The sequence below is a fragment of the Methylobacterium sp. FF17 genome, from assembly GCF_025813715.1.
Taxonomy (GTDB): domain Bacteria; phylum Pseudomonadota; class Alphaproteobacteria; order Rhizobiales; family Beijerinckiaceae; genus Methylobacterium; species Methylobacterium flocculans.
Genome location: NZ_CP107532.1, coordinates 3,814,082 through 3,832,898, shown reverse-complemented (window position 1 = coordinate 3,832,898; position 18,817 = coordinate 3,814,082). Strand labels below are relative to the sequence as shown.

Genomic DNA, 18,817 nt, shown 5'->3' with positions numbered 1-18,817 from the left:
ATCAGGCGTCGATCTCGGCCTCGATCCGGCTGATCGCCTCCCCCGGCACGTCGAGGGCGGCGGCGAGTGTCTTCAGGAACTCGCGCTCCTGCAGCGTATCGGCGAGGATCGAGAGGCGCACGGCCGAGTAGATCCGCGTCGCCTGCTCCGGGTTCGTCACCCGCTCGGCGATCTCGTCCACGTCGGCCGGGTCGGCGATCTCGGCTGCGAGCCAGGCTGCCGCATCGCGCGCGATTCCGGAGGCCTGCACCGCCGCGTCGAGGCGCTGGCGCTCGTCCTTGTCGATCTGCCCATCCGCGAGGGTCACCGCCACCATGGCGCGGAGCATGAGGCGGGCCTCGTCCTCGTCCACGGCGGGGAGTGACGGGGCCTGGGCCGGGTCCTGCACTGGCGCCGGCTCCGCCTTCCCCCGCAGCGCCCGGGCGGCGAGCCCGGCGACCAGGGCGAGGCCGCCCAGGGCCGTCGCCGCCGCGAGGCCACCCCGGCGCGAGCGCACGAGGGCATCGACGATTGGCTTGGCATCCACCATGGCGGGCATCCTTTCACGTGTTCCGGATCGAGGCAGCAACACCTGAGCAGCGCGCTCGGTTCATCCGGATACCCGCCACCGGCGCCGCACCCCTGGGGTGATTTGACCCCGCCGCACGCAGCCGCCACCATGCTAGCCTCAGGGCAGGCGCGGCGCCGATGCGGCGCGCGAGGAGCCAGACACGATGGGCGAGGCCGACCCGGCGACCTCCGGAAGCACCCACACGCGCAGCGGACAGGCGCGCGACGCCGGCGGGGACGACCTGCGCCAGCGGCTCGATCGTCTGGTCGCCCGCGCTCAGGCGGCCGGGCTCTGGGAGCGGGCCTGGCCCATCCTCTGGCGCGGGATCGCGGTGATCCTCGCCTTCCTCACCCTGTCCTGGCTCGGCCTCTGGCTCGATCTGCCGCCCCTCGGGCGCATGATCGGGCTGGCCCTCTTCCTCGTCGGCTTCGTCGCGGTGCTGCTGCCCCTCTTCGGCCTGCGCCGGGCCTCGCGCCGTGAGACCCTGGCGCGGATCGACCGGGAGGCGGCGGAGTCCGGACGCGCCGTTCACCACCCCGCCTCGTCGATCGAGGACACGCTGGCCCTGGGCACCGGGGATCCGGCGACGCGGGCTCTCTGGGCCCTGCATCAGGCGCGCGCCGCCGTTTCCGTGGCGATCCTGAAGGCCGGGCCCCCCCGCCCCGCCATGGCGCGCCGCGACCCCTTCGCCCTGCGGGCGGCGCTGCTGGTGGCGGCGGCCGCGAGCCTGTTCGTCGCCGGGGCGGAATGGCGTCCGCGCATCGCGAGCGCCTTCGCCTGGCAGGCCCCGCCCCCGGGCGGCCCCAGCTTCCGCGTCGACGGCTGGATCGACCCGCCGCTCTATACCCGCCTGCCGCCTCTCGTGGTGGCGATGACCGGCGAGTCGCCGCACCTGCGCGCGCCGGTCAATTCCACTCTGATCATCCGCATCGCCGGTCAAGGCGAGGCCGTACTCGCGCCCAATGCCGGCCTGAAACCGCTGCCCGGCAAGGACGCATCATCCGGCGGGAAGCCCTTGACCGGTGGGAAGCCCTCGATCGGTGGGAAACCCCCGGCCGGTGAACGCCCACAGACGGACCTGCGCGAGGACCGCTTCCAGCTCACCGGCGGGGTGGCGGACCTCACCATCACCACGGGCGACGCGACCCGGCACCTCGTCATCGAGACGATTCCCGACACGGTCCCGGAGGTCCGCCGCATCGGCGCCCTGGAGGCCAACGCCCGCGGCACCTTCAACCTGACCTACCGGGCCAAGGACGATTACGGCATCGCCTCGGCGGAGGGGATCGTGGAGTCCCTCGCCAACGCGCGCGCGCTGGTGCCGCCGCCCCGAATCGCCCTGGCCCTGCCCGCCGATGCCACGGGCGAGCAGGACACCAAGACCCTGGTGGATCTGACCGACAATCCGTGGTCCGGCGCGCGGGTGCGCCTGACCCTCGTGGTGAAGGACGAAGCCGGCCAGGAGGGGCGCACCCAGGCCGCCGAGGTCACGCTGCCGGCCCGGGTCTTCGCCCAGCCCCTGGCACGGGCCCTCGCCGAGGAGCGCCGGCGGCTCATCACCGCCCCGGACGAGAGCCGTGGCCGGGTGCAGACCGCCCTCGACGCGCTCCTGATCGCGCCCGACCGCTTCACCCCGCAGCCGAGCGTCTTCCTCGGCCTCAAGACGGCGTCGCGCCGCCTGCGGGTGGCGCACAACGACGAGGCCCTGATGGAGGTGGCCGACCTGCTCTGGCAGATGGCCCTCAAGATCGAGGATGGCGATCTCACGGACGCCGAGAAGAGCCTGCGCGCGGCCCAGGACAACCTGAAGCAGGCCATCGAGCGCAATGCGCCCGACGAGGAGATCAAGAAGCTCACGGAGGATCTGAAGAAGGCGCTCGACGCCTTCATGAAGGGCATGGCCGAGCGCCAGCGCAAGGATGGGAAGCCGCAGGCCGAGAAGGCGCCGCCGAACCCCAACGCCAAGACCGTGACGCCCGACGACCTCAACAAGATGCTCAACGACATGGCCGAGGCCATGAAGCGCGGCGACACCGCGGAGGCGCAGCGGCTCCTCGACCAGCTCCGCGAGATCCTGGAGAACCTCCAGACCGCGGAGCCGGGTGGCAAGCCCGACCCGAACGGCCGCGAGATGAGCAAGCAGGCCGACGAACTCGACGCGCTCTCCCGCGAGCAGCAGGCCCTGCGGGACGAGACCTACAAGGAAGGCCAGGACAAGCGTGGCCAGCCCCGCCAGGGCTCGCGCGGCCAGAACCCCCAGCGCGGCCAGCAGGGCCAGCCGGGTCAGAAGGGACCGCCCGGCCAGCCGGGCCAGGGCCAGCAGGGCGAGCAGGGCCAAGGTCAGCAGGGCCAAGGTCAGCAGGGTCAAGGCCAGAAGGGCGAGAAGGGCGAGGGCCAGGGCGGCGGACAGCGCCAGCAGGCCCTGCGCGAGCGCTTGCAGGACCTGCAGCGCCGCATGAAGGAACTCGGCATGCAGGGCGAGGAGGGCCTGTCCGAGGCGGAAGAGGCCATGCGCGAGGCCGAGGGCGCCCTCGGCCAGGGCAAGGACGGCGACGCCGTGGATGCGCAGGGCCGCGCCCTCGAGGGGCTCAAGCGCGGCGCCGAGGGCATGCAGAAGCAGATGCAGGAGATGGCGGAGGCGGAAGGCGAAGGCGAGGGCAAGGGTGAGAGCGGCGAGCAGCCGGGCCAGCAGGGCCAGGCCGGCAGCCGCGAGGACGACCCCCTCGGCCGGCCGACCAAGGGCCGGGACATGACGAGCGGCAATGCCCGCGTGCCGACGGCGGACGAATCGGCCGTGCAGCGCACCCGGCGCATCATGGAGGAGCTGCGCCGCAAGCTCGGCGACCCGAGCCGCCCGCGCGAGGAGCTCGACTATTTCGAGCGCCTGCTGCGGCGGAACTGACGCGGATCGGGTGCGATGCGCCGCCCTGCCCCATGGGCTCCGGCGGGCATCGCGCCCATATGGATGGTACCTCGAACGACCCGACAGCCGCGAGACCCGACGCCGTGATCTCTTCCAATACCCTCGTCCTCCTGGCCTGCGTCGCGGTGGCGGTCATCCTGCTCCTCGGCCTCGTCAACATGATGCGCGGCGGCAGCGCCAACGTTTCGCAGAAGCTGATGCGCCTGCGCGTGCTGCTGCAGTTCATCGCGATCATCCTCATCATGGGCGTGGTCTGGTGGCGTTCGGCCTGACCGGGATTTCGGCTCGCATCGGCTTAATCCCCCCGGGCGAGGCGCGTCGGTGAACTCGGGGCGGGTGTGGCCGCGGGGGCTCACCTCGCGGCTATCGGCGCCGGGAAGGCCCGAATCGGTTCACGATGCCTGCCGGGGACGCCGGGCCGCATGCTAGACAGGACCGGTTCAACCGGAACCGCTTCATGCCAGCCCACTCGCTCCGCCTCGCCGCCACTGCCGTCGCCCTCGCCGCGACCGTGCCGGTCCAGGCCGCCGACCTTCGGTCCGTCTCGCCGGCCGCCTATGTCAGCCCGGTCAAGCCGCTGAGCATCGTCTCCGAGGTCCGCATCGGCGGGTCGGTCCAGGACCCCGGCAGCGCGGAGCACAACACCAGCAACATCAACGGCGAAATCCTCTTCGCCAAGCCGCTGGTGAGCGTCGATCCCTTCTGGCAGGCTTTCGTGCCCCGTCCGACCGTGGGCGGCAGCTACAATTTCGGCGGGCGGACCAGCTACGCCTATATCGGCGCGACCTGGAGCGTGGACCTCTTCCCGCAGACCCTGAACAACATCGTCTTCCTCGAAGGCTTCTTCGGCGCCGGCGCGCATAACGGCTATACCGGTCCGAAGGCGACGGCGCCCGACGGCTTCAACACGCTGGGCTGCAACCCGCTGTTCCGCGAGGCCGCCGCCCTCGGCTTCCGCCTCACCGAGCACTGGAGCATCATGGCGACGGTGGAGCACATGTCGAATGCCGGCCTCTGCGCCAACAATCGCGGCCTGACCAATTTCGGCGGGAAGCTCGGCTACACGTTCTGATCCCCCTCGGGTCTTCGAAGGTCGGGGCCAGTCGCGCGCAGGTGTGACTGGCCCTTCGCGTTCCTGCGGCTTCCTCTCGGACGGAATCGCGCTAGCTTCGCGCCCATCAGGCCTCATCGGGATCGGACGACATCGTGGTCACGCTCAACCGCATCTACACCCGCACCGGCGACAAGGGGTCCACCGCACTCGCGAGCGGCGAGCGGCGCTCGAAGGCGGATCTGCGCATCGAGACCTACGGGACGGTGGACGAGACCAACGCCTGCATCGGCCTCGTCCGGCTGCATGCCGAACCCGGCCTCGACGCCATGCTGGGGGCGATCCAGAACGACCTGTTCGACCTCGGGGCGGATCTGGCGACCCCGGAGGGCGTCGAGCCGCCGAAGTACGAGCCCCTTCGCATCGTCGCCGCGCAGGTCCAGCGGATCGAGCGGGACATCGACGCCCTGAACGCCGACCTGTCGCCGCTGAAGTCCTTCGTGCTGCCGGGCGGCTCGCCCGCATCCGCCGCCCTCCACCTCGCCCGGACGGTCTGCCGCCGGGCGGAGCGCCTCGCCGTGGCGCTGGCCGCCACCGAGGGCGAGGTCGTTTCGGCCGAAGCCCTGCAATACCTCAACCGCCTCTCGGATTTCCTGTTCGTGGCGAGCCGCACGGCCAATGCCAACGGCGCCGACGACGTGCTCTGGGTTCCGGGCAAGAACCGCTGACCGCGCGGCGCCGCGCGGCAGTGCGGCGCGCGTTGACAAGGCGGAAATGAGGCCGTTACGGTCCGCCGCCTCAATGACCAGGGTTCAGGATCTCCGGTTGTACGGAGACCCGCCGCGCCGGCCCGGTCGAACAACAGTGTCCGCGCGGAGGATTGTGAACGCCATGAAGGTTCTGGTGCCCGTCAAGCGGGTGGTCGATTACAACGTCAAGATCCGGGTCAAGGCTGACGGGTCAGGCGTGGATCTGGCCAACGTCAAGATGTCGATGAACCCCTTCGACGAGATCGCCGTCGAGGAGGCGATCCGCCTGAAGGAGAAGGGCAAGGTCACGGAGATCGTCGCCGTCTCCATCGGCCCGCAGCAGGCTCAGGAGACCCTGCGGACCGCCCTCGCCATGGGGGCCGACCGGGCGATCCTGGTCAAGACCGACGGGCTTGTGGAGCCCCTGGCGGTGGCCAAGATCCTCAAGGCCGTGGTCGAGAAGGAGGCGCCCGGCCTCGTCATCCTCGGCAAGCAGGCCATCGACGACGATTCGAACCAGACCGGCCAGATGCTGGCCGCGCTCCTCGACTGGCCCCAGGGCACCTTCGCCTTCAAGGTCGAGTTCGGCGAGGGCTCCATCGATGTGACCCGCGAGATCGACGGCGGCCTGCAGACCGTCACGCTGACGCTGCCCGCGATCGTGACGACGGACCTGCGCCTCAACGAGCCGCGCTACGCCTCGCTGCCGAACATCATGAAGGCCAAGAAGAAGCCGCTGGAGGAGATGTCGCCCGACGCCCTCGGCGTCGACGTCACGCCGCGCGTCAAGGTGCTGAAGACCGTCGAGCCCGCCGGCCGTAAGGCGGGCGTCAAGGTCGAATCGGCCGCGGTCCTGGTCCAGAAGCTCAAGGTCGAGGCCGGCGTGCTCTAGGCAGCGGCTCCACAAGCGGGGTCCGGCGCCGGGATGGCGACGGGCCCCTTGATCCGGCTCCGGCCCATTCGAGGAATCTCACCCCATCATGGCCACTCTCCTCTTCATCGAGCACGACAACGGCGCGGTGCGCGACGCCAGCCAGAAGGCCCTCACTGCCGCCACGCAACTCGGTGGCCCGGTCCACGCCCTGGTGCTCGGCTCGGGTAGCCGCCCGGCGGCGGAAGCCGCCGCCAAGCTCGAAGGCATCGAGAAGGTGCTGATCGGCGAGGACGCCGCCTACGACCACGCCCTGGCCGAGCCCACGGCGGCCCTGATCGCCGCCATCGCCGCGCCCTACGACGTCGTCATCGCGGCGGCCTCCACCACGGGCAAGAACGTGCTGCCGCGCGTCGCCGCGCTCCTCGACGTGGCCCAGATCTCCGACATCATCACGGTGGTCTCGCCCGACACGTTCGAGCGGCCGATCTACGCCGGCAACGCGATCCAGACCGTGCAGGCCACGGAGGCCAAGAAGGTCATCACCGTGCGGACCGCCGCCTTCAAGCCGGCCGCCGAGGGGAGCGCCGCCGCACCGATCGAGCCCGTCTCGGCCGCCGCCCAGGCCGGCCGGTCGAGCTTCAAGGGCGAGGAGATCGCGAAATCCGACCGTCCGGAACTCGCCGCCGCGCGCATCATCGTCTCGGGCGGGCGTTCGCTCGGCTCGGCCGACAAGTTCAAGGAGCTGATCGAGCCGCTCGCCGACACCCTCGGCGCGGCGGTCGGCGCCTCTCGCGCGGCCGTGGATGCGGGTTACGCCCCGAACGACTGGCAGGTCGGCCAGACCGGCAAGGTGGTCGCCCCCGACCTCTACGTGGCGGTGGGCATCTCCGGCGCGATCCAGCACCTCGCCGGCATGAAGGATTCGAAGGTCATCGTCGCGATCAACAAGGACGAGGACGCCCCGATCTTCCAGGTCGCGGATTACGGCCTCGTGGGCGACCTGTTCCAGGTCGTGCCGGACCTGCAAGCCGAGATCGCCAAGTCGAAGGCCTGAAGCGATTTATGTCAGCCGGTCCCGGCACGCCGGGGCCGGCCTCAAGACGGCGGCGTCCCGGCATGGAATTGCTCTAGGAGACCGCCGCCGCGCAACGTTATAAGCGACGCGGGCGTCCGAGGAGGCCGGACGGGGGTCCGGCCGCCGGTCATGTCACGTCCGAGGGGTGCGAGTGCAGGCGATGGGCATCGATATCAGAACGGTCGGCATCATCGGCGCCGGCCAGATGGGCAGCGGCATCGCCCATGTGTGCGCGATGGCGGGTCTCGACGTCCGCCTGAACGACCGCGACCCCGGCCGCATCCATAGCGGTCTCGCCACCATCGACGGCAATCTTGCCCGGCAGGTCTCCAAGGGGACGATCGGAGACGATCAGCGCCGCGCGGCGGTCGCCCGCATCGTGGGGGCTGAGAGCTTCGACGACCTCGCGCCGTGCGATCTCGTGATCGAAGCCGCGACCGAGGACGAATCGACCAAGCGCCAGATCTTCAGCACGCTCTGCGCGTCCCTGAAGCCGGATGCGCTGATCGCCACCAACACCTCGTCGATCTCGATCACGCGCCTGGCCGCTTCGACGGACCGGCCGGAGCGCTTCATCGGCATCCACTTCATGAATCCCGTTCCGGTGATGCAGCTCGTGGAGCTGATCCGGGGCATCGCCACCGAGGATCCGACCTACGAATCGGCCAAGGCGTTCATCGCCAAGCTCGGCAAGATCTCGACAATGTCGGAGGATTTCCCGGCCTTCATCGTCAACCGCATCCTGCTGCCGATGATCAACGAGGCGATCTACACGCTCTACGAGGGCGTCGGCTCGGTGGAATCCATCGACACGGCCATGCGGCTCGGCGCGAACCATCCGATGGGCCCGCTGCAACTCGCCGACTTCATCGGCCTCGATACCTGCCTGTCGGTGATGCAGGTGCTCTATGAGGGCTTGGCGGATTCGAAGTACCGCCCCTGCCCGCTGCTCGTGAAGTACGTCGAGGCCGGCTGGCTCGGACGCAAGTCCAAGCGCGGCTTCTACGATTATCGCGGCGAAACCCCCGTGCCGACCCGCTGAGGCGGGGCGACACGGGTGATGCGTTCGACTTACTGCTTGTTGCCGTTGGCCGAGGGCTGGGCCGGCGCCGGGTAGGCCGGGTTCTCGGCCGGCGTGCCGCCGGTGTTGGACGTCGACGTCGCGTTCGACTTGCCCGAGACCGAACCCGTCACTTCCTTGCGGGACGCATCCTGGCTCTGGCTGGCATAGTCCTTGGGCGAGTTCGCACCCTGCCAGGTCATCAGCCCGGTGATGGCGATGGCGAGCAGGACCAGGCTGGCGATGAGGACGTAGAGAACCGGCTTGCCGCGCTTGCCCTGCCGGGCTTCCTGACCGTGTAGATTGTCCGCCATTCGATCCTCGCTTGACCGGTCTCGGCGACCGGCGATGCTGCCGGAGCGAGAGCGCTCCGGCATGATGCTCGGGTCTGAAACGCGACGGTCGAGAGCGGAGTTCCAGAAGGGCTCGCGGGGATGACGCTCAGCGCCCCGTGGTGAGCATGATCTTGCCGAGATGGGCGCTCGATTCCATCAGTTCGTGCGCCCGGCGCGCTTCCTCCAACGGGAAGGTCGCGTGGATGATCGGGCGGATCGTCCCGGCTTCGAGCAGGGGCCAGACGTCTCGGGCGAGCCCCTGCGCGATGGCGGCCTTCTCGGGCTTGGGCCGGGCGCGCAGGGTCGCGCCCGTGAAGGTGAGGCGCTTCATCATGATCGGGGTCATGCTGAAGGCATCGACCTTGTAGCCCTGCATGAAGGCGATCTGCACGAGACGTCCCTCGATGGCGAGGGCCGAGAGGTTCTTGGCGAGGTAGGGGGCCCCGACCATGTCGAGGATGACGTCGACGCCGTTCCCGTCGGTGAGGCCCTTCACGACCTCGACGAAGTCCGCCTCGCGGTAGTTGATCGCCGCATCCGCCCCGAGTTCACGGCAGAAGTCGCACTTCTCGGCCGAGCCGGCGGTGGCGAAGACGCGGGCGCCGTGGTGCTTGGCGATCTGGATCGCGGTGGAGCCGATGCCGCTCGACCCGCCATGGACCAGGAAAGTCTCGCCGGCCTTCAGGCGCCCGCGCTCGATCACCGTGCTGTAGACCGTGAAATAGTTCTCCGGCAGGCCCCCGGCCTCGATCAGCGACAGGGAGCGGGGTTTCGGCAGGCATTGCCCCACCTCGGCGACGGCGAACTCGGCATAGCCGCCGCTGATCGTCAGGGCGCAGACCTCATCGCCCGGCGCGAAGCCCGTCGTGCCCTCGCCCAGCGCGACGATGCGTCCGGCCACTTCGAGGCCGGGAATCTCGGTGGCGCCCTTCGGCGGCGGGTACTTGCCCTCCCGCTGCTGGATGTCGGGCCGGTTGATCCCGGCCGCGACCACCTCGATCAGGACCTGTCCGGGGGCCGCCTTCGGCAGCGGCACGGTCTCCAGGGCGAGCACGTCCGCCCCGCCGGCTCCGTTGAATCGGATCTGTCGCATGGTCTCGGGCAGGCTGGCTGTCATCGTGCGCTCCTCCAGGGTTTTGGAGCACATGGGCGGGTCGACCGCCGCTTGGCAAGATCCGTCGGCAAGGTCGGACGGTGTGCTCGCTCCGCGAGGCGGATCAGCGGGTGCCGTACATCCGGTCGCCGGCGTCGCCCAGGCCCGGCACGATGTAGCCGTGGTCGTTGAGGTGGCTGTCGATGGCGGCGGTCCAGACCGGCACGTCCGGATGGGCGGCCTGGAGCCGGGCGATGCCCTCCGGGGCGGCGAGCAGGCAGACGAAGCGCAAATCCTGGGCGCCGCGCTGCTTCAGGAGGTTGATCGCCGCCACCGCCGAGTTCGCGGTCGCCAGCATGGGGTCGAGGACGAGGACCGTGCGGTCCACGAGGTCGGAGGGCGCCTTGAAGTAGTATTCCACCGCCTCCAGCGTCTCGGGATCGCGGTAGAGGCCCACATGCGCCACGCGGGCCGAGGGTACCAGGGAGAGCATGCCGTCGAGGAAGCCGACGCCCGCGCGCAGGATCGGCGCCAGGACCAGCTTCTTGCCGGCGATCTGGGGCGCCTCCATCGCCTGGATCGGCGTCTCGATGGTCACGCTCTCCAGGGGCAGGTCGCGGGTGACCTCGTAGGCGAGCAGCATGCCGATCTCGTTGAGGATCTGGCGGAAGCCCTTGGTCGAGCGCTCGCGCTGGCGCAGGAGCGTCAACTTGTGCTGCACGAGGGGGTGGTCCACCACCCGGACGCTCGCCGCTGCCTGCATCGCTGGATCTCCCTGAAACCGAGGTCCGTTCCTGGGCGGGGGAAACCGAGGCGTGACCGAAGGGAAATTCCTAGAGCATCGCCCGGCCGCGAGCGAGGGCGCAGCGTGCCGCCCGTCCACGAAAAAGGGCTCCCGGCTCAAGCGCCGGAAGCCCTCTCGATCCTGCCGGACGCGCTCGATCAGACCGAGCGGGTGGTGTCGGCGGCGCGGCGCTTCTGCATGAAGGCGTCGAACTGCTCGCGGTCCTTGGCCCGCTTCAGCTCCTCCACGAACTCGGCGAAGGCGCGGCTCTCCTCCTGGAGGGCGCGGCGCTGGGCGTCGAGCCGGTCGAGTTCGCTGCGGCGGTACTCGTCGAAGGCGCGGTTGCCGGTGACGCCGCCGCCATTGGCGGCGTCGAACGCGGCGGCGAAGCGCGAACGCGCCGCTCCCGAGTTCCAGGACAGGCCGCGACCGGCAAAGCCACGCAGTTCGGACAGGGCGGGATAGCCCGCGACCTTCCAGGCCACGTAGGCGGCGGCCAGCGGCCACCAGTAGATGAACGCGACGACGATCGCGCCGATCTCGACGGACCGGCGTGGGAAGGGGCCGCTGCGGCAGGCCTTCCCGGTGGCGAAGGGGGATGTCGAGGAGAAGCTCACGGCTACGGCTCCGATGTAAATGTGAACGACATTCACATGCGGATGCGCGGCCCGGCTTTCAAGGGGCCGGTCCGTGTCCGTGTTACGGCCGCTCCCGCGCACCTCCAGCCCCGTGGACGAGGGCGAGCACCCCCGCGCGGAGCAGTTCGTACTTGTCCGGCATGCCCGCCCCCTTCGGCAGGTGCCCCGAGGCCGAAAGGGTCGCGAGGCCGTGCGACAGCGCCCAGACCTCCAGGGCGATGAAGCGCGGCGCCACGCCGCCGAACCCTTCGGGAAAGGTCGATTGCAGGGCGTCCACGAGGAGATCGAAGGGGCTCGGGCGCTCGCCGGGCGCCGCGTTCGGCGGGGCGGCGAGACCCCGCGTCTCGAAGATGGCCGCATAGTAGCCGGGTTCCTCCTCCGCGAAGGCGAGGTAGGCCTCGCCCATCCGGGTGAACCGCTCCAGCGGGGTCCCGCGCGCACCGAGGGCCCGGGCGAGGCGTTCGGCGAGATCGGCGAAGCCACGTCCCGCCACCTCCTCGAGGAGCGCCTCCCGGCCGCGGAAATGCCGGTAGAGGGCGGCCGGGGTTACCCCGACCAGGCGTGCGGCGTCCACAAGGGTGAAGCCGCCGATGCCGCGCTCGGCGATGAAGCGGCGCGCCGCTTCGATCAGCGCCTCCTTCAAGTTGCCGTGATGGTAGCTGCGCCGGTCTTCCGGCCCCTCGCGCCAATGTCGCACGCCACTCTCCCCACCCTCGCTCGACCGGGCGCGAGGGGTTCCAATCGCCCCCTCCCTAGCACGATGAGCAAGGGTTTCGAGCGCCGTCGCGTACCGGAACAGATGCCTCTGCTGCAATCACGGAGGCGTGATGGTGAAACGATTGCCGAATTATCCCGGGTGATGGCCTTGTGTCGGATGTCAATATAAGGATCAATATACTGACGAGACGATAAGATGTTCGGCCTGGGATCAAATGCCGTGGACGGGAACAACATCAATGATGATAACGAGACGCTGACGGATCTAATCTACGAGGCGGCGGTGTTGCCGGAACTCTGGCCTTCCGTGCTCGATCACCTCGCGGAGATTGCTGGCGCCCAAGGTTCGGTCCTCATTGCGGCGGATCTGATGGCCTATCGCTGGATCAACTCGGCGAGCCTCGATCAGGTCATGGCCGATTTCGCGTCGGGCGGGTGGGGCAGCCAGGGCCAGCGCACCGCCAAGCTCCTGGGCGCGCGACACGCGGGCTTCATCACCGAGCAGGACGTCTATACGCCGGACGAACTCGCCCGAGACGCCTTGATCCAGAACTTCCTGCGCCCGCGTGGCCTCGGCTGGGGCACGGCCACCGCGTTTCCGCTCTCCACCGGGGATACGCTCATCTTCAGCATCGAGCGGCGCTTCGCGGACGGGCCGGTGCCGCGCGAGGCCAGTCGCGCCCTCGACGCGCTGCGACCGCATCTCGGTCGGGCCGCCCTGCTCTCGGCCCGGCTCAAGCTGGAGCGGGCCCACGCCTCCGTCCAGGCCCTGGAGATGCTAGGGCTTCCGGCCGCGATCCTCTCGGGCGCCGGCCGCTTGCAATACCGCAATGCCGGGTTCGCCGGCCTCGTGCCCCGGGTGGTCCGCGACCAGCGCGAGCGGATCATCCTGTCCCATCCCGGTGCCGATGCCCTGCTGGCGGACGCGATCGCGGGCCGTGCCGGCCGGGCCGCCCGCTCCATCCCGGTTCCGGCCGATGCGGAGAACCCGGCCCTCGTCGTGCACCTCCTGCCCATGCGGGGCGCGGCCCAGGATGTGTTCGGCGGGGGGACGATGCTGATGGTGGCGACGCCGGTGATGCCGCGGCCCGTTCCCGGTACCGCCCTGCTGTCTGGCCTGTTCGACCTGACCGCCGCCGAGGCTCGCATCGCCCGGGGAATCGCCGACGGTGCCACCATCGCGATCCTCGCCGCGCAGCAGAACGTCAGCTTGGCGACGATCCGCAGTCAGGTGAAGGCGATCTTCGCCAAGACCGGCGTCACGCGTCAGGTCGACCTGGCACGCCTGATCTCAGGCTTCAGCCTGATCCAGTGAGGAGGCCTCAGTGCGGTCTCGAACCCGGCCGCGCGGTGCGGTTGCCCAGCGCGCGAAACAGGATGACGTTGGACAGGTCGGCTTGACCGTTCTGCCAGGCCGGTATGCCGGGCGTGTCCTGCGGGGTCGGCGCGCCGGCCGGTGCCACGAGGCAAGCGATGACCCGGTCACTGGTGCCGCGCTGAACGTAGCGTGCAATCCGCCGACGCATCCACGGGGCCATCGTCCACCTAGACTGCATGATCGCTCCCTCAAGTAACGTGAGAGCGACATGAGAGCGCACCGACTGAACAGTAGCATCCTCTATTTGGGGGAAATTGTTTCCGGATCTTTGCGTAGGCGTCTCACGCAGCGCCGCGGTGCTCGACCGCTTTCGAAAACGTGAACACTGCCCGTCGTCGGAAATCCCCTCGACCGGGCCTTGATGAGCCCGACGCATCGGAGTCGGCCCGCGCGGCGGCGACCCTCCGCCGACCGTTATCGATCGGCGGGTGCCGGTATCAGAAGCGAAAGATCGATCCGGCCCGCGCGAGGGCTTCCGTCTTGGCCGCGCGTGCCGCCTCGATCCGAGCGATCTCGGCCTTCAGGATGGCGATGCGCGCGTCGAGTTCCTCGACCGAGAGGGTGTCCAGCACCTCGCCGACCCGGTGCGAGACCGTCTCGCGCGCCCTGCCCTCATCTGCGTCCCGCATGTTCGCCTCCCTTCCATCGCGTTCGCCGGACTAAAGCCAAGACGTCCCAGCCTCCAGGGGCGCCAGACCGAGGTGCCGGGCCAGCGTCGCGCCGATATCCGCGAAGCTCTCGCGCCGTCCGATCGACCGGGACGCGAGGTCCGGGCCGAAGGCGAGGACCGGCACCTGCTCGCGCGTGTGTTCCGTGCCCGTCCAGGTCGGGTCGTTGCCGTGATCGGCGGTGATGAGGCAGAGGTCGCCGGCCCGCAGGACGGCCCGGATCCCGGGGAGCCGCGCGTCGAAGGCTTCGAGTTCGGCGGCATAGCCCGGGACGTCGCGCCGGTGGCCGTATTCGGTGTCGAAATCCACGAGGTTGAGGAAGACGAGGCCCCCGTCGGACAGGGTCGCGAAGGCATCGAGGGCGGCGTCCAGGCAGGCCGCGTTACCGGCCGGCTTGATCTCCCGGCCGGTGGCGCGATGCGCGAAGATGTCGCCGATCTTGCCGACGCTGACCACCGCGCGCCCGGCCTCGGCCAGGACATCGAGGAGCGTGCGGCCCGGCGGCTCGACGGCGTAGTCCTTGCGGTTCGCGGTGCGCCGGAACCCGTGTCCCGCGTCGCCGACGAAGGGCCGGGCGATCACCCGTCCGACCCGGTAGGGGTCGCAGAGGCCGCGGGCGATGCGGCAGGTGGCGTAGAGTCGATCCAGGCCGAAATGGTCCTCGTGGGCGGCGATCTGGAAGACGCTGTCGGCGGAGGTGTAGCAGATCGGCCGCCCCGTCCGGATGTGCTCGTCCCCGAGCCGCTCGATGATGGCGGTGCCGGCCGCATGGCAATCCCCGAGGATCCCCGGGAGCCCGGCCTGCGCGACCAGCGCTTCCGTGAGGGCCACCGGGAAGGTCGGGACCGTGACCGGGAAGTACCCCCAGGGCGTGCGCACGGGCACGCCCGCGATCTCCCAGTGACCCGAGGGCGTGTCCTTGCCGGCGGCCTGCTCGACCGCGTGGCCATAGGCCCCGTCCGGAGGCTGCCGGATCGCGAGCCCGGGCGGCACCAGCCCGGTCGCCCCCTGCGCCGCCAGCCCGAGGCCGAGGCCGGCGAGGTTCGGCAGGGACAGGGGGCCGGCGCGCAGGCCCGGACGGTCGCCGCGCCCCTCGGCGCAGGCCTGCGCGATGTGGCCGAGGGTGTCGGCGCCGGCGTCGCCGTAAGCCTCGGCATCCGGCGCGCCGCCGATGCCGACGGAATCGAGTACGATGAGGAGGGCGCGCGCCATGGCTCTTTCCGTCAGGCCGGGACCGCGTCGGCGGCGCTCTCGAGGTCGAAGGCGGCGGCGAAGAGCGCCTGGGTGTAGGCGGTCCGCGGCGCGGCGAAGATCGCTTCGGCCGCCCCCTCCTCCACCACCCGGCCGTTCTGCATCACCAGGACGTAGTTCGCGAGCGCCCGCACCACCTTGAGGTCGTGACTGATGAACAGGTAGGCGAGGCCCCGCTCGCGCTGGAGGTCGCGCAGGAGCGTCACGATCTGCGCCTGCACGGAACGGTCGAGGGCCGAGGTCGGCTCGTCGAGGACGATGAATTTCGGCTTGAGCACGATGGCCCGTGCGATGGCGATGCGCTGGCGCTGGCCGCCGGAGAATTCGTGCGGGTAGCGGTTCATGGTCGCCGGATCGAGCCCCACATCGGCGAGCGCCTTGGCCACCACCGCCTGCCGCTCGGCCCGGGTCTTCACCGCGCCCTGCACCACGAGGCCCTCGGCGACGATATCGGCCACCGTCATGCGGGGCGAGAGGGAGCCGTAGGGGTCCTGGAAGACGACCTGCATGTCGCGCCGGACCGGGCGCATGGCGGCGGGCGGCAGTCCGGCGATGGAGGTGCCGAGGAAGACGATGGGGCCTTCGGATCCGGTGAGCCGCAGGAGCGCCAGCCCCAGGGTCGTCTTGCCGGAACCGGATTCGCCCACCACTCCCACGGTCTCACCGGCGCGAACCCGGAGGGCGACACCGTCCACCGCCTTGACGTGGCTCGTGGTGCGGCGGAGCCAGCCTTCCCGGATCGGGAACCAGACCTTCAGCGGGCCGGTCTCCAGCAGGCGGGGCGCATCCGCCGCCACCGGGTTCGCGCGCCCCTTCGGCTCCGAGGCGAGGAGGCGCTTGGTGTAGTCGTGCTGCGGCCGGGCGAAGATCTCGGTCACCGGCCCGGCCTCGACGATCCGGCCGGAGAGCATGACGCAGACGCGCGTGGCGATGCGCTGCACGATGCCGAGGTCGTGGGTGATGAACAGCATCGCCATGCCGAGGCGCTTCTGCAGGTCGGCGAGCAGGGTGAGGATCTGGGCCTGCACCGTGACGTCGAGGGCGGTGGTCGGCTCGTCGGCCACCAGCAGGTCCGGCTCGCAGGCGAGCGCCATGGCGATCATCACGCGCTGGCGCTGGCCGCCCGACAATTCGTGCGGATAGGCGTTGAGGCGCCGCTCGGCATCGCGCAGCCCGACGAGGTCGAGGAGTTCGAGGATGCGCGCGCGCGCCCTGCGCCCCGAGAGGCCGCGATGCACCTGCAGCACCTCGCCGATCTGCCGCTGGATGCTGTGCAGCGGGTTGAGGGAGGTCATCGGCTCCTGGAACACCATGGTGATGTCGGCCCCGCGGATGCCGCGCAGGCGCCGCTCCGGCAGCGTCAGCAGATCCTGGCCCTTGAACAGGATCCGCCCGCCCGGATGCGTCGCCCCGGCATCCAGGAGCCGCAGGATCGAGAGGGCCGTCACCGACTTGCCGGACCCGGATTCGCCAACCAGCGCCAGGGTCTCTCCCGCCCGGATGCTGAAGCTGACGCCGTCGACGGCCCGCGTCTCGCGCTCCCGCCCGTGGAAGACGACGGACAGGTCCTGAACGTCGAGCAGCGTTTCGGTCATCGAGGCCTGTTTCGGAGCGGGGCTGACGTTGGGTAAAAGGCTCTATCGGTCGGTTATAGCGTGGGTGCCGGCGAACGGCGAACTCCGTCGTCGCCGCGCGCAACGCCTCCGACCTTGATCGACATCATTGATCGCGGGCGGCGGCGCTCTACAACCGGCGAGTGATCGCGTTCCTTCGAGACTTCCCCGCCCTCCTCGTCCTGCTGCTGGTGCTGCTCGTGCCCGGGCGCGCTGTCGCGGCCGCCGAGGGGGCGACCGAGACCGTGGAGCAGGCCCTGTGCCGGTTGATCGAGGGATCGGCCAAGGCGCGCGGTTTGCCCGTCCCGTTTCTGACGCGGCTGATCTGGCGCGAGAGCGCCTTCCGGGTCGGCGCCGTGAGCCCCGTGGGGGCGCAGGGGGTCGCGCAGTTCATGCCCGGCACGGCCCGCGAGCGCGGACTCGCGGACCCGTTCGACCCCGAGCAGGCGATCCCGCATGCGGCCCACCTGCTCGCGGACCTCAACCGGCAGTTCGGCAACCTCGGTCTGGCGGCGGCGGCCTACAATGGCGGGCCGGGCCGGGTCTCGTCCTGGCTCGCCGGAACCGGGGGCCTGCCCTCGGAGACCCGCAACTACGTGCTCGCGATCACGGGCGCGCCCGCCGAGGACTGGCGCCCCGGCGCCGGGATCGAGATGCCCGAGGGCGGGGAAGCGGGTGAGAAGCCGGCGGGCACCAAGCCGGATGCCGGGAAGACCTGCCTCCAGGTGACGGCGGCCCTGCGCATTCCGTCGCGCGGCGACCGCTTCGCCCTCGGCGGCAACGAGGGACCGGCGGCGCCCTGGGGCATCCAACTCGCCGGGAACTTCTCCAAAGCCTTGGCGCTGCAGAGCTTCGCGCGGACACGGAAGCTCTACACAAGCGTCATCGGCGATGTTCGCCCCATGATCATCGGCACACGCCTGCGCAGCCGGGGCACCCGCGCCTTCTACCGCATCCGTATCCCGGCCCAGAGCCGCGAGGCCGCCGACACCCTGTGCGGCCGCATCCGCGGGGTCGGCGGCGCCTGCCTGGTCCTCAGGACCTGATCTCCCCGCCATTCGCGAAACCGCGCCGATCGCGCCATCAATCCGCCGCGCCTGCCCTGTCACAGGGGGCACGCGCCCCAACAGAGAGATGCATGACCCGGGTTCTCGCCGTCCTTGCCGGTTTCACCACCCTCGCGCTCGTCGCGCTGGGAATCACGGCCTGCTCGCCGCTCGCCTTCTTCGACGCGATCGGCCCCCGGGACGACGGCGGCCGCCTCAGCCTGAAGGACGCCGCCTTCGGGAGCCATCCGCGCCAGCGCCTCGACGTCTTCACCCCCGTGGCGGCGCCAGAGGGGGCCCCGGTCCTGGTGTTCTTCTACGGTGGCTCCTGGAAGAACGGCGCGAAGGAGGATTACGCCTTCGTGGGGCAGGCGCTGGCCGCGCAGGGCTTCGTCACAGTGCTGCCGGATTACCGGCTCTATCCGGAGGTCCGGTTCCCCGACTTCCTCGATGACGGGGCCCGCGCCGTCGCCTGGGTGCAGGCGAACATCGCGGCCTATGGCGGCGACCCGCGCCGGATCGTGCTCGCGGGCCACTCGGCGGGAGCCTACAACGCCGTCATGCTGGGGCTCGACCCGAGCTACCTGCGCCGGGCCGGCGTCGACCCGCGCGTGATCCGGGCTGTGGCGGGGCTCTCCGGCCCCTACGACTTCCTGCCCCTCGATGCCGGCACCGCCACGGAGGTGTTCGGCGCGGCGCCGGACAAACCGGCCACCCAGCCCATCACCTTCGCGGGTCCGCGCTCGCCCCCGGCCTTCCTGGCGTCGGGCGACGGCGACACGGTCGTGCGGCCATCCAACACGAAGAACCTCGCCGCCCGCCTGCGCGAGGCCCGCGTGCCGGTGCAGGAACGGATCTATCCCGGACTCGACCATGCCGATACGCTGCTGGCGCTTTCCGTGACCTTCCGTTCGAAGGCGCCGGAACTCGCCGAGATGGCGGCCTTCCTGCGCCAGCAGGCCGGCGGCGAGCGGCCCCTGCAGGCCCGAATGCTCGGCAACTGAGGTCAGGC

20 protein-coding genes are annotated in these 18,817 nt (G+C 70.4%); 10 read left to right on the top strand and 10 right to left on the bottom strand.

Annotation, left to right across the window (positions count from 1 at the left end):
- Position 1: 1 nt before the first annotated feature.
- Positions 2 to 529 (bottom strand): tellurite resistance TerB family protein, encoded by a 528-nt coding sequence (locus OF380_RS18175; RefSeq protein WP_264046408.1) that lies wholly within the window; start codon positions 527 to 529, stop codon positions 2 to 4.
- Positions 530 to 713: 184 nt separating this feature from the next.
- On the opposite strand from OF380_RS18175, the gene OF380_RS18170 reads away from it, so the two are divergent.
- From OF380_RS18170 to OF380_RS18140, 7 genes are all read left to right on the top strand, one after another.
- On the top strand, positions 714 to 3,452 hold the full coding sequence (locus tag OF380_RS18170; protein ID WP_264046406.1) for a TIGR02302 family protein: 2,739 nt from the start codon (positions 714 to 716) through the stop codon (positions 3,450 to 3,452).
- A gap of 107 nt (positions 3,453 to 3,559) precedes the next feature.
- Complete coding sequence (locus OF380_RS18165; RefSeq protein ID WP_264051389.1) at positions 3,560 to 3,745, top strand: twin transmembrane helix small protein; 186 nt, start codon at positions 3,560 to 3,562, stop codon at positions 3,743 to 3,745.
- A 185-nt stretch (positions 3,746 to 3,930) separates the two neighbouring features.
- The gene (locus tag OF380_RS18160) at positions 3,931 to 4,545 is read left to right on the top strand and encodes an acyloxyacyl hydrolase (RefSeq protein ID WP_264046404.1); all 615 of its coding nucleotides are present in this window, start codon (positions 3,931 to 3,933) and stop codon (positions 4,543 to 4,545) included.
- 134 nt (positions 4,546 to 4,679) lie between these two features.
- Positions 4,680 to 5,252, top strand: a complete 573-nt coding sequence (locus OF380_RS18155) for a cob(I)yrinic acid a,c-diamide adenosyltransferase (protein WP_264046402.1) — start codon at positions 4,680 to 4,682, stop codon at positions 5,250 to 5,252.
- Positions 5,253 to 5,415: 163 nt separating this feature from the next.
- Positions 5,416 to 6,165 carry an electron transfer flavoprotein subunit beta/FixA family protein gene (locus OF380_RS18150; protein ID WP_264046400.1) on the top strand — a complete coding sequence of 250 codons (750 nt, stop codon included), beginning with the start codon at positions 5,416 to 5,418 and terminating at the stop codon, positions 6,163 to 6,165.
- Positions 6,166 to 6,253: 88 nt separating this feature from the next.
- On the top strand, positions 6,254 to 7,201 hold the full coding sequence (locus OF380_RS18145; protein WP_264046399.1) for an electron transfer flavoprotein subunit alpha/FixB family protein: 948 nt from the start codon (positions 6,254 to 6,256) through the stop codon (positions 7,199 to 7,201).
- A gap of 181 nt (positions 7,202 to 7,382) precedes the next feature.
- On the top strand, positions 7,383 to 8,264 hold the full coding sequence (locus OF380_RS18140; RefSeq protein ID WP_264046398.1) for a 3-hydroxybutyryl-CoA dehydrogenase: 882 nt from the start codon (positions 7,383 to 7,385) through the stop codon (positions 8,262 to 8,264).
- Positions 8,265 to 8,293: 29 nt separating this feature from the next.
- Here OF380_RS18140 and OF380_RS18135 read toward each other — a convergent pair whose 3' ends face one another.
- The 5 genes from OF380_RS18135 to OF380_RS18115 all read right to left on the bottom strand — a co-directional run bounded on the left by OF380_RS18135 (position 8,294) and on the right by OF380_RS18115 (position 11,829).
- The gene (locus OF380_RS18135) at positions 8,294 to 8,596 is read right to left on the bottom strand and encodes a flagellar basal body-associated FliL family protein (RefSeq protein ID WP_264046397.1); all 303 of its coding nucleotides are present in this window, start codon (positions 8,594 to 8,596) and stop codon (positions 8,294 to 8,296) included.
- A gap of 127 nt (positions 8,597 to 8,723) precedes the next feature.
- The gene (locus OF380_RS18130; protein ID WP_264046395.1) at positions 8,724 to 9,734 is read right to left on the bottom strand and encodes an NAD(P)H-quinone oxidoreductase; all 1,011 of its coding nucleotides are present in this window, start codon (positions 9,732 to 9,734) and stop codon (positions 8,724 to 8,726) included.
- 100 nt (positions 9,735 to 9,834) lie between these two features.
- The gene (gene upp, locus OF380_RS18125) at positions 9,835 to 10,473 is read right to left on the bottom strand and encodes a uracil phosphoribosyltransferase (RefSeq protein ID WP_264046393.1); all 639 of its coding nucleotides are present in this window, start codon (positions 10,471 to 10,473) and stop codon (positions 9,835 to 9,837) included.
- 179 nt (positions 10,474 to 10,652) lie between these two features.
- The gene (locus OF380_RS18120; protein ID WP_264046391.1) at positions 10,653 to 11,111 is read right to left on the bottom strand and encodes a DUF2852 domain-containing protein; all 459 of its coding nucleotides are present in this window, start codon (positions 11,109 to 11,111) and stop codon (positions 10,653 to 10,655) included.
- A gap of 82 nt (positions 11,112 to 11,193) precedes the next feature.
- Positions 11,194 to 11,829 (bottom strand): TetR/AcrR family transcriptional regulator, encoded by a 636-nt coding sequence (locus tag OF380_RS18115; RefSeq protein WP_264046388.1) that lies wholly within the window; start codon positions 11,827 to 11,829, stop codon positions 11,194 to 11,196.
- 216 nt (positions 11,830 to 12,045) lie between these two features.
- Between OF380_RS18115 and OF380_RS18110 the strand changes: the two genes are divergently transcribed.
- Entirely contained in the window at positions 12,046 to 13,164 is a 1,119-nt protein-coding gene (locus tag OF380_RS18110) for a helix-turn-helix transcriptional regulator (RefSeq protein ID WP_264046387.1), read from the top strand.
- A gap of 7 nt (positions 13,165 to 13,171) precedes the next feature.
- Here OF380_RS18110 and OF380_RS18105 read toward each other — a convergent pair whose 3' ends face one another.
- The 4 genes from OF380_RS18105 to OF380_RS18090 all read right to left on the bottom strand — a co-directional run bounded on the left by OF380_RS18105 (position 13,172) and on the right by OF380_RS18090 (position 16,741).
- Positions 13,172 to 13,375 (bottom strand): hypothetical protein, encoded by a 204-nt coding sequence (locus tag OF380_RS18105; RefSeq protein WP_264046386.1) that lies wholly within the window; start codon positions 13,373 to 13,375, stop codon positions 13,172 to 13,174.
- Positions 13,376 to 13,664: 289 nt separating this feature from the next.
- Positions 13,665 to 13,856, bottom strand: a complete 192-nt coding sequence (locus tag OF380_RS18100) for a DUF1192 domain-containing protein (RefSeq protein ID WP_264046384.1) — start codon at positions 13,854 to 13,856, stop codon at positions 13,665 to 13,667.
- A gap of 30 nt (positions 13,857 to 13,886) precedes the next feature.
- Positions 13,887 to 15,107 carry a phosphopentomutase gene (locus OF380_RS18095; protein WP_264046382.1) on the bottom strand — a complete coding sequence of 407 codons (1,221 nt, stop codon included), beginning with the start codon at positions 15,105 to 15,107 and terminating at the stop codon, positions 13,887 to 13,889.
- An 11-nt stretch (positions 15,108 to 15,118) separates the two neighbouring features.
- A complete protein-coding gene (locus OF380_RS18090; RefSeq protein WP_264046380.1) occupies positions 15,119 to 16,741 on the bottom strand; it encodes an ABC transporter ATP-binding protein in 1,623 nt (540 codons plus the stop codon).
- A 161-nt stretch (positions 16,742 to 16,902) separates the two neighbouring features.
- Between OF380_RS18090 and OF380_RS18085 the strand changes: the two genes are divergently transcribed.
- Both OF380_RS18085 and OF380_RS18080 read left to right on the top strand, forming a co-directional pair.
- Positions 16,903 to 17,805 carry a lytic transglycosylase domain-containing protein gene (locus OF380_RS18085; protein WP_404810479.1) on the top strand — a complete coding sequence of 301 codons (903 nt, stop codon included), beginning with the start codon at positions 16,903 to 16,905 and terminating at the stop codon, positions 17,803 to 17,805.
- A gap of 92 nt (positions 17,806 to 17,897) precedes the next feature.
- Positions 17,898 to 18,809 carry an alpha/beta hydrolase gene (locus tag OF380_RS18080; protein ID WP_264046378.1) on the top strand — a complete coding sequence of 304 codons (912 nt, stop codon included), beginning with the start codon at positions 17,898 to 17,900 and terminating at the stop codon, positions 18,807 to 18,809.
- The last annotated feature ends 8 nt before the right edge of the window (positions 18,810 to 18,817 follow it).

What these genes read in the sequence shown, in the direction of transcription:
- OF380_RS18145 (WP_264046399.1), top strand. Translation starts at nt 6,254, where the DNA reads ATGGCCACTCTCCTCTTCATCGAGCACGACAACGGCGCGGTGCGCGAC.
- OF380_RS18170 (WP_264046406.1), top strand. Translation starts at nt 714, where the DNA reads ATGGGCGAGGCCGACCCGGCGACCTCCGGAAGCACCCACACGCGCAGC.
- OF380_RS18150 (WP_264046400.1), top strand. Translation starts at nt 5,416, where the DNA reads ATGAAGGTTCTGGTGCCCGTCAAGCGGGTGGTCGATTACAACGTCAAG.
- OF380_RS18140 (WP_264046398.1), top strand. Translation starts at nt 7,383, where the DNA reads ATGGGCATCGATATCAGAACGGTCGGCATCATCGGCGCCGGCCAGATG.
- OF380_RS18090 (WP_264046380.1), bottom strand. Translation starts at nt 16,741, where the DNA reads ATGACCGAAACGCTGCTCGACGTTCAGGACCTGTCCGTCGTCTTCCAC.
- OF380_RS18130 (WP_264046395.1), bottom strand. Translation starts at nt 9,734, where the DNA reads ATGACAGCCAGCCTGCCCGAGACCATGCGACAGATCCGATTCAACGGA.
- OF380_RS18105 (WP_264046386.1), bottom strand. Translation starts at nt 13,375, where the DNA reads ATGCGTCGGCGGATTGCACGCTACGTTCAGCGCGGCACCAGTGACCGG.
- OF380_RS18175 (WP_264046408.1), bottom strand. Translation starts at nt 529, where the DNA reads ATGGTGGATGCCAAGCCAATCGTCGATGCCCTCGTGCGCTCGCGCCGG.
- OF380_RS18135 (WP_264046397.1), bottom strand. Translation starts at nt 8,596, where the DNA reads ATGGCGGACAATCTACACGGTCAGGAAGCCCGGCAGGGCAAGCGCGGC.
- OF380_RS18095 (WP_264046382.1), bottom strand. Translation starts at nt 15,107, where the DNA reads ATGGCGCGCGCCCTCCTCATCGTACTCGATTCCGTCGGCATCGGCGGC.
- upp (WP_264046393.1), bottom strand. Translation starts at nt 10,473, where the DNA reads ATGCAGGCAGCGGCGAGCGTCCGGGTGGTGGACCACCCCCTCGTGCAG.
- OF380_RS18100 (WP_264046384.1), bottom strand. Translation starts at nt 13,856, where the DNA reads ATGCGGGACGCAGATGAGGGCAGGGCGCGCGAGACGGTCTCGCACCGG.
- OF380_RS18080 (WP_264046378.1), top strand. Translation starts at nt 17,898, where the DNA reads ATGACCCGGGTTCTCGCCGTCCTTGCCGGTTTCACCACCCTCGCGCTC.
- OF380_RS18110 (WP_264046387.1), top strand. Translation starts at nt 12,046, where the DNA reads ATGTTCGGCCTGGGATCAAATGCCGTGGACGGGAACAACATCAATGAT.
- OF380_RS18160 (WP_264046404.1), top strand. Translation starts at nt 3,931, where the DNA reads ATGCCAGCCCACTCGCTCCGCCTCGCCGCCACTGCCGTCGCCCTCGCC.